Raw genomic sequence first — 1033 nt, 5'->3', positions numbered from 1 at the left:
TTTTCTTTTTCTATTTTTTGCAGGTTTTCTGTATTTTCAGGATTATGCATAAGCGCTGTGTAATCAAGCGGAAAAATTGCTTTTTTCCACTCATCTGAAACAGAGTTTTTCTTTATATAATTAATTATATTTTTAATATCTGCCTTTATGTCGTTTTCAGATCTTTCAGGCATTATTTTTACAAGATTTTCCTTTTCTTTTTTTAATAAAGAACATTCAGTTTCAAATGCTTCAGGACTTATATCGCAGATTTTTCCAAGTGAATTTTTTTTCAATTCTGGGCTTATTATTCTGAAAATTTTAGAGCTTCCAGAATTAAATGAAGAAAACCACTGCTGGTATATCTTTAAGGATTCATTTTTGAACTGACTTTTTGCAATTCTTTTTTCTTTTGAACTTAAATATGTATCCTTCAGACTGCTGTTTAATTCAAGTTCATTTGGCTGTGTATGCTGAAAGCCTTTCTGTTCACTCAAATCAAGACCAGAAAAATAAATCTTTCCGCTTGTGATATTTAAGGCAAGTTCCAGTGCTGTTCCGCTTACAGTTCCATTTCTGCGTGCTTTTATAAAAGGAATTGAAGTTTCCTTGCAAATGCTGTTTGAAATTCCCTCTTCATAAAATAAAGGAATTATCCTATTGTTTTTAAGAAGTTCTTTTTTACAATAGGCTTCTGCTGTCAGAGCCAGGGGAATATTATTCTTTTTAAGTTTTTTTAAGTGTTCTCCTGCCCAGTAGCCACCATCTGTAGAAATACAAAAATCAGGTTTAATTTCATTTTTAAGTAAAAGACTGATTGCCGAACTTAAAGCAATGATTATAAACTTATTTTGATTATTCTTTATAAGGGGCAGATTCTTTTTCAGGCTGGGGCCTGAGGCAGCAATTAAGACAGGAAGGGAAGTCTTGTTTAAAGAATAAAAATTTTTACAATATTTAATAAAATTAATGCAGTTTATAAGCCATTTTTTTTCAAAAAACTGACGGGTTACTAAAAGAGTTTTTGCGGTATCTAAGGCTTCCTTGATTTCCT

1 protein-coding gene is annotated in these 1033 nt (G+C 31.1%); it reads right to left on the bottom strand.

The window, feature by feature from the left end; all coding sequences use genetic code 11:
• Positions 1–1033 (bottom strand): 6-hydroxymethylpterin diphosphokinase MptE-like protein (locus tag MSI_RS13495; protein ID WP_192807779.1); only part of this gene is annotated, 1033 nt, incomplete at both ends.

It is taken from the genome of Treponema sp. JC4, from assembly GCF_000260795.1.
GTDB lineage: Bacteria > Spirochaetota > Spirochaetia > Treponematales > Treponemataceae > Treponema_D.
Note: the sequence above shows the minus strand (reverse complement) of the source record. Positions and strands in the feature narration are given on the sequence as shown.